This window comes from Candidatus Flexifilum breve, from assembly GCF_016713355.1.
In genome coordinates, this window is sequence record NZ_JADJPI010000017.1 from 26,885 (window position 1) to 34,212 (window position 7,328).

The window sequence follows — 7,328 nt, forward strand, 5'->3', positions numbered from 1 at the left end:
GCTCACCGCACCACAGTGCCGACCTCCAGCATATCAGTTTCTTCGCCGTTCAGCAGTTGGAAGGTGAGCGGCGCCAGCGTATCCAGCGGGTAAACGACAATGGCAATAGTATAACGACCGTGTGGGAGTTCCGCGGGCAATTCCAGTGAATGCGGATCGGCAATCGGAACGCCCACCCGCCACTGCGACATCGGATACTGACCATGCACCGGGGCCGAGTCCTGCTGCCATACCGTCGTACCAGCGGCATCCAGCACGCGTGCCGACACCTGATAATCCACTCCCAATGGCTGACTTGTCTCCCAGTAGAGGGTGAGGTTGAACTGGCGCTCCTCAGTTTGGACGCGGCTGTGTGTGAGGTGCAGGGCCTCCAGTGCGACGGCCCCCAGCACCTGCGCATCGGCAGGCACTTGCGCGGCGTCCGGGCGCGCCAGCACCAACGGCGTGATCGATTCACCCCACACTACCCGGTTATCGTAGCGCGACTGCACGAACAGCCGAGCCTGTGTGAGTTCGGGCAGGTTCGGATCAACTTGCACATCTACCGTCTGACGCAGCAGGGCTCCACGCACCGTTGGCACAGCAGGCAGGTCGAGCTGCATGAGCACCTCCTCGGTGTCCGTAGTACGTAGATCATAGTGCCAGATCTGCGGCGGGAACTGACGGGCATACGGATCGCCAAACAAGGTGCTCACGCTGAGCCGTTCCGCGGCCTCCTCCCGGCTGATCTGCGTGTGGTTGACCGCGACTTGCCCGCTCTCCACAATCGTGAGCAGCGAAACGAATTCCGGCAGCGGCGTGGCATAGGCGGTACGCCACGCCTGATCGAGTTCGGCGAGCGCGATGGTATCACCGTCAAGCTGCGCCAACCAGACGCGCGCCGCCCAGATATCACCTGCCGCCTGCGCCTGTGTATACGCCGTCCGCGCCGCCTCAACCTGCCCCGCGCGCTCCGCCAGATTACCTTGCAGCAGCCAGTATAACTGCGCGGCGGTGTTCACTTCCCAGCGATCCAGGTGTAAACGCTGCCGCGGCCGCAGCCAATCCGGGTCAAGCGTCCGTTCAAGGTGAGCCAGCGCCGCGGTTATATCGCCTTGGGCCAGCAGCGCGAGCGCTTGCATGGCGTATTCATCGGCGTGAATTTCCAGCGCCGGCAGATGATCGATCCACGCCACAACCGTCGACCACTGACCGCGCGCCATGAGCAGCTCAATGCGTCTGAGCGTCAAGGCGCTGAAATCATCGCGGGTGAGGCTGTTCCACGCGACGCTCGCTTGCTCAATCCGGTCAAGCACATGGCGCACGTCATCGGGCGCCAGCAGATAGATGTAGCGTTCGGTCAGCAGTTCGCGCGCGGCTACCAACTGCACCTCGGTCGCCGGGTGATCCAGCGCGGCCAGCAGCAGCCGAACGCCCTCATCAGGCGGCTGCGTCCAGGCAAATTGCCCGATCAACGTGGGCTGCGCGGCGATCAGGGTCTGCCAGCGCGTATGCTCCTCAGGGGTTAGCGCGCCGCGCACGGCGGCTAACCACGCTAAGCCGTAGTCGCGCAGCAGACTCTCGGGCAGCGCTGCGCCGACCTGCGCCAATACTTCCGTCTCAGGATCGGTCACGGGCTGCAAATTGAATTCGCTCCAGCCGCCCGCCTGCCAGGTACTGGCGAAATGCTGACCGTAGAAGTCGTTTAGGGCGCTGAACCACGCGTCTTGCTGCGTGCGTTCCACGGGCGAGATAACTTTGAAGACACTGAATCCATCTTGCGCCAGCAAAAACTCAAAGCGTTCGGTGTCCAGCCAAAGTTGGGGCAACCGGGTATCCCACAACCGCAGCACGACAAGGTCGATCTGCGCCAACTGGAGCAGTTCGATATCGCCTGCGTCGAGGAGCGGCGCAGGCCCAAGGCCACCGCCGAAAAAGCGCGTGGTCGTCTCCGCAAACGGGCCAGCGATAGCGGCGGACAGCAGCGTGTTCGGAACGCGCTGAATGATCGCCGCGCCGGTTTCATCCGGTGCGAGAATGCGCCATGTTCGATCCGGTGCCAACTCTTGACTTAACGCGTTCGCCAAGTTCAGTTCCGCCGACTGCGTGTTCAGATGGGCCAACGCATCGTCCATCGCCTGCACTTGATCGCGCAAGCTGAACGGAATCGGGATCGGTTCGGTCGCGCTGACGAACAACACCAGCGTCACTGTCAGCGGCAGCAGCCAGATGCTCGCCCGCCGCAGCGCCCGTCGCCGCCGCAGCAGTTCGCTCAGACTGATCGCCAACGCGATGGGCACACTGCTGGTGAAAACGAGCGCACCGCTCAGGTTGCTCACCACGTTGTCGATGAACAGATCATTTACGTAACAGGGATGGCCGATGAAGAAATCCAGGCCAGTGAGACGCGTCAGGGCCTGAAAGAACGCCGGAGAGAAGGACACTACGCCCGCCAGCAGAAGCGGAGCCAGTAGGTAGCGCACGCTAAACCGCCGCCAGCGCCCCAGCAGCACCAAACTGAGCAGCAGCGCCACCAGCGGCGCGGGGTGATAACTCAAAATGGCTTGCGGGGCGAGGGTATAGGTCAGGCCAATGCCGGGCAGTTCGACGAACTGCACGAGCTCATTAGCGACCGACTCCGTGCACATCGCGTGCTCCGCGACCGGCCCAAGGAGTTCCGGGATTCGCGCGCGCAAGGTAAGCAAGGGCAGGCCGACAATCACGACCAATCCGAGCACGCCGATCCCGACTCCGATCAGCCCTCGGCGCCAATTCAGCCGAAGCTGCTGCCGGTGCACTTGTGCGCCCGCAACCGCCAGCGCCACCAGCATGAACGCCAATGCCGCCGTGAAGTGGATGGTGATCAAAGTGAACAGGCACGCAGTTGTCAGCAGCGCCCAGTTCACAGCGCGACGGCGCAGCGCCGTGATGAAGGCAAACAAACTCATCGGCAGCAGAATCGCCAGCCCAACTTCACGCAGCGTGCGCAGATCGAGCAAGGGATGCCGCCCGGTGAACCCGGCCATCTGCTCATACGCCGTATAGTCGAAGGTCTGCGCAGTTAGCAGCGTGAGCAGCACGACAGCCAACGCCGCCGTCTGCTGCCGCCGCGTGATGCGATACACCAGCGCGAACATAACCACGGGCAGCATGGCAATCAGCAGCGGTGACTGGAGATGCCACTGGTAGTCAAACGGCGTGACGCCCGATCCGTATTCCAGGGCAGCAGCGAATACCGTCAGCCCTTCGACGCGCAGCCGGGTTCGCGCCCATGCCGATGATCCGCGCGAGCTGACCTTCACTGCCACTGCTCGTCAACAGCCAGTGACTGACCGAGGCAAAATAGCCGCGATCCGTCAATTCTCCAGCATAAGCGAAGCGCACGGTCGTCGCCGCCAACCCCACCAGCGCCACCGCACACACGATCAGCGTCAAACTGGAGACCGAGCGGCGGCAGCTGCACCCGGGGATCGGTCGGCGCGCGGGCAGGAGTGCCAGCAGCAGCAGGAGCGTGTGCAGCGCCACGAGGTAGCCCGTGATCGGCCACCCGGTGAAGCGAAAGATGCTCCCGAGCAGCAAGGCGACCACCACCCCGGCGGTGATCACCGTGGCGAGCTGCACGACCAGCAGGCGCTGCGTGAGCAGGCCAGTCGCGCGCGCGAGCAAATAGCCGGATAAACCAATCATCAAAGCGGCGGTCAGCGCGAGCGCCGTCGCTGTCCCGTGCAGTGGCCCTGCCTGTGACCAAAACCAGACCGCTGACATTCCCACAGACACGAACGCCCACGACCTCTTCAAGCGCCGACGCGGACTGTGTGCCATCTCTGCTCACTCCATCGGGGTTATTGTTCAACTGGCATACGCGCCACGCACGCCCACGGATGCCAGTCCGGATTGCTCAAAGTTGATTTGCTAGCCAGCCCCACCTCAACGCGCGACGCGGATTACGCCGCGGTCGATCAGGTCAAAGACCGATTCATAGATGGCTTGCAGCGATGTATACCGCGGACGGTAGCCGATCAAACGCTGCGCTTTCGATGCTCGCATTCGGGCTGTGCGCGATACGATCCCAGGTAGCGAGGGCTTTTCTTCGGGGACGGTCGTGCGCCACTGTTCCCACTGAGATACGTCAGCCGCGCGAGCTGACCGGAACCAGGACGCCACCGCTTCGGCATAACCACGCAGGCTGATCGCCGCCGGGGAGACGACGTGGAAATTTTCACCGCACGCGGTGCTCCAGTTCGCCATGGCTGCATGAACGACTGCGCGACATCATCGGCGTGCACGTGATGGACCGTCTCCAAACCGAGGTTGGGCAGGCATAACGCTTCGCCGCGCGCCAGCACCCCGAAGACTTCCGGGTTGAAGTGCCCGCCGGATCTCAGCGGCGCCCACCCCGGCTGGATGATGTGCCCGGCACGAGCACCGCCGCCGGAAACCCATTGCGCCGCGCTTCGTTGAGCAGATACGCTTCGATGGCCGCTTTCTGACGCCACTCGCCGAAGGGTTGGCGCGGCTGTTCCTCGACGGCGGGAACGACCGTGCTGTGACCATGCGGCCCAGATCGTGCCGCAGTGCAGAACTGCTGAACCTGCCCACGCAGCGCTTCGACCAGATGCTGCGCGCTCGCCAGTGAAGCAGATCATGTCGATCACCACATCCGCCTGCAAATCGCGGATGCGCGCCCCGAACGTGCGCCGCTTCTTCCGCCTCGCGATCAATGCCGATTTGCTGGACGCGCTGCCACGCGGCGTGCGGTTGATACGGTGTGCGCCGCCCGCGGCTCAAGGCGATCACTTCATGGCCAGCCCGACCAGCCGGGGAATCAAATAAGTGCCTACATGCCCGGTGGCTCCAATGACGACGACGCGCATGCTTTCCTCCATGATAAATGTCAGCTCTCATTACTACCCATGATACCTTAGCCGCGCGGAATACGGATAGCGGGCATTTTGTCAGCGCACGGCGCCGACCTGCGAACGGCCAGCAGTCCGGGTGACCGGCTCAGGCGATTTAAAGGAGGCTGGAGAGCAAGGGTGGCGGAGGCAGTGGGAATCGTAATTTCGACCAAAGCGGCATACCATAGTAGACCAAAGACGAGCTTTTACCGACCTACCGACCTTCTTCGAACGTTCACACAGGCAGAATTATGAGCGCTTCTTCGACTATTCGCAAAATCGTGGTGACGGGTGGCAGTGGGAAGCCGCGCGCCGTCGTCGCGGATTTACTGGATCACGGCTACGACGTCGTGAACGTGGATATCAATCCGCCCGCAACGCGGATCGTGCCGTTCCCGCGCGTTGACCTGACCGATTATGGCAGGTCGTCGAGAGCTGCGCGGCGCGGATGCCGTTGTGCATCTGGCGGCGATCCCGCGCCTGACCTCATCAGCGACCAGCAGACCTTTCTCCATCAAACAGCCCTTGAGCACCTACAACGTCTTTTCGGCGGCGGCGCTGCATCAGCATCAGCGCATTGTGTGGGCGTCCAGTGAGACCACGCCTCGGCCTCCCGTTTGATGATCCTGTGCCGCACTATGCGCCAATCGACGAAGAGCACCCGCTCTACCCGCAGTCGTCCTACTCGCTCCAAAGTTGTCGGAGAAGAGATGGCGCGGCACTTCAACCGCTGGAGCAGCATTCCGATCATTGGCCTGCGCTTCTCCAACATCATGGAACCGCACGACTACGACCGCTTCCAGACGTGGTACGCTGACGCGCGTGTGCGCAAATGGAATCTGTGGAGCTATGTTGATGCCCGCGACGTGGCGCAGAGCAGCCGCCCCGGTCTCGAAAGCGATCTATCGGGGAGTCACGCGTTCATCATCGCCTCGGCGGATACGTGTATGCTGCGCACCAATGCCGACCTCATGGCGGAAGTCTTCCCGGCGCGCCAGCCAGCTGTCACGCCCAAACCGGCACGGGCGACCACGATACGCCGCTCGGTGTGGACAAAGCGCGGCAGATGCTCGGCTAGGCGTGCCGACGCTGGTGGCGCTTAACGTCATGCCGCTGACCGCGCGCCGCGCCACCACACAGGCGCTTGTGCTGGTGCCGTTCTCGCCGATGCTGCGCAGCGCCGGGCCGCCGTCCAGCCGGGTGCGGAGTAGCCACGCTGCCCTGCTGCGAGGGCGGCGGCATCCCCGCACGAGTCCGCGCGGCCTGCGGCATTTCGCGCAATCGCCCAACGCGACCGTGCGAAACGGCCAAGCGCGAAACCATCGAACATTTACGGGCGAAAGCCGAGATCGCGTGGGCGTGTCAGGCGCAATAGGGCCACGCGGTCACGCTGGAATACCTTATGGCGACCGGCGAGCTGACGTCTACGCGCGGATAGTGAGGGCGAACGCCGCGCCTTCGAGGCAGTGGAGCGCGCAAACGCTCGCCGAGACGGAACGGCGCCATCGCCCGCTATCAGCGCGACGGCGTGCGGGACTGCTGGTTTTTCCGCACGCCGTTGCCTGACTACGAGCCGGAACGGAGCGCTTCCCGGCCTTCGCGTTGACGTGGACGCCGACGAGATGTCTGAATACAGTTGCGTCGCCAGCTTGGAGCTGATCTGCGCACGACTGAGACTTACGCGCTCGGCGCGTTCGTCGGCGACCTGCTCACCGGCAGGTGCGCTGGTGCGACCATGCACACGCTGCACCTCGTGCCGACCGCGAGATCGTCGTCTTCTTACAACTCACCGCTACCGCTGCAGGAAAGCGGTCTACGTCACAGCGTCGGCAATCCGCCTCCGCGTGTGGTCTGGAAATCCGCCTCTCCGCCGACCAGCGCTTCAAACTCCGGCTTAGACTCCGCGGGCGCGCCGTCGTCCAACGACTTTCTGGCCACGCCTGCCGGGCAGCGCCCGTCGATCAGCGTGATGGGCGGCACTTTCAGTGGGGCACTGGGCGCCGACTAAAAGACGCGCGCATCATCGAACTGAGCGAGCGTGATGGCAGGGGGCTCGGCGACGTCGCTCGCCCGCACGCGCCAGCCCGTCACCTTCACCCGCCAGTTGACAGTTGCATTGCCCCACTGGTGTTATCCCCGAGAAAACAACTTTTGCTGTAATCCATATAATTCGTGAAAAATGCCAGTAAGAAGAATTTCCGTGATACTATTGCAAGAGGAGAATGAACTTGCCGATAGGCCAAACGCCGCACCATGACTTCATAGCAACCGGAGTCCTGTCCCCTTCCAGTTCGTTGGCGGTCGAATACAAGCGGCTTGGAACAACTCATCGACATGCTGCCCAGGGACACGATATTTCGCTTCGGCGGACATGCCGTCCTGTATGTTAATCCTGACACCCACCGGATCATCGACAGCAACCCGCCTGCGCGCAGCATGACCGGGTACACC

6 protein-coding genes and 1 pseudogene are annotated in these 7,328 nt (G+C 63.0%); 3 read left to right on the forward strand and 4 right to left on the reverse strand.

The features are described from left to right. Positions 1–2: 2 nt before the first annotated feature. From IPK17_RS16225 to IPK17_RS16235, 3 genes and pseudogenes are all read right to left on the reverse strand, one after another. The gene (locus IPK17_RS16225) at positions 3–3,281 is read right to left on the reverse strand and encodes an ATP-binding protein (protein ID WP_343418729.1); all 3,279 of its coding nucleotides are present in this window, start codon (positions 3,279–3,281) and stop codon (positions 3–5) included. After that, the gene (locus IPK17_RS16230) at positions 3,169–3,756 is read right to left on the reverse strand and encodes a hypothetical protein (protein WP_343418730.1); all 588 of its coding nucleotides are present in this window, start codon (positions 3,754–3,756) and stop codon (positions 3,169–3,171) included. Before IPK17_RS16230 ends, IPK17_RS16225 begins: the two co-directional genes overlap by 113 nt. 150 nt (positions 3,757–3,906) lie before the next feature. After that, positions 3,907–4,853 (reverse strand): annotated as a pseudogene (locus IPK17_RS16235) (NAD-dependent epimerase/dehydratase family protein). A 275-nt stretch (positions 4,854–5,128) separates the two neighbouring features. Here IPK17_RS16235 and IPK17_RS16240 point away from each other — a divergent pair. Both IPK17_RS16240 and IPK17_RS16245 read left to right on the forward strand, forming a co-directional pair. Beyond that, the gene (locus tag IPK17_RS16240) at positions 5,129–5,473 is read left to right on the forward strand and encodes a hypothetical protein (protein WP_343418731.1); all 345 of its coding nucleotides are present in this window, start codon (positions 5,129–5,131) and stop codon (positions 5,471–5,473) included. 114 nt (positions 5,474–5,587) lie between these two features. Further along, positions 5,588–5,980: an NAD-dependent epimerase/dehydratase family protein gene (locus IPK17_RS16245; protein ID WP_343418732.1), complete on the forward strand. Its 393-nt coding sequence runs from the start codon at positions 5,588–5,590 to the stop codon at positions 5,978–5,980. Here IPK17_RS16245 and IPK17_RS16250 read toward each other — a convergent pair. After that, positions 5,952–6,188: a hypothetical protein gene (locus IPK17_RS16250; RefSeq protein ID WP_343418733.1), complete on the reverse strand. Its 237-nt coding sequence runs from the start codon at positions 6,186–6,188 to the stop codon at positions 5,952–5,954. The two genes, IPK17_RS16245 and IPK17_RS16250, sit on opposite strands and share 29 nt — an antisense overlap. A gap of 325 nt (positions 6,189–6,513) precedes the next feature. Between IPK17_RS16250 and IPK17_RS16255 the strand changes: the two genes are divergently transcribed. Continuing rightward, positions 6,514–6,885, forward strand: coding sequence for a hypothetical protein (locus IPK17_RS16255; RefSeq protein WP_343418734.1), 372 nt, complete (start codon positions 6,514–6,516; stop codon positions 6,883–6,885). Positions 6,886–7,328 lie beyond the last annotated feature (443 nt).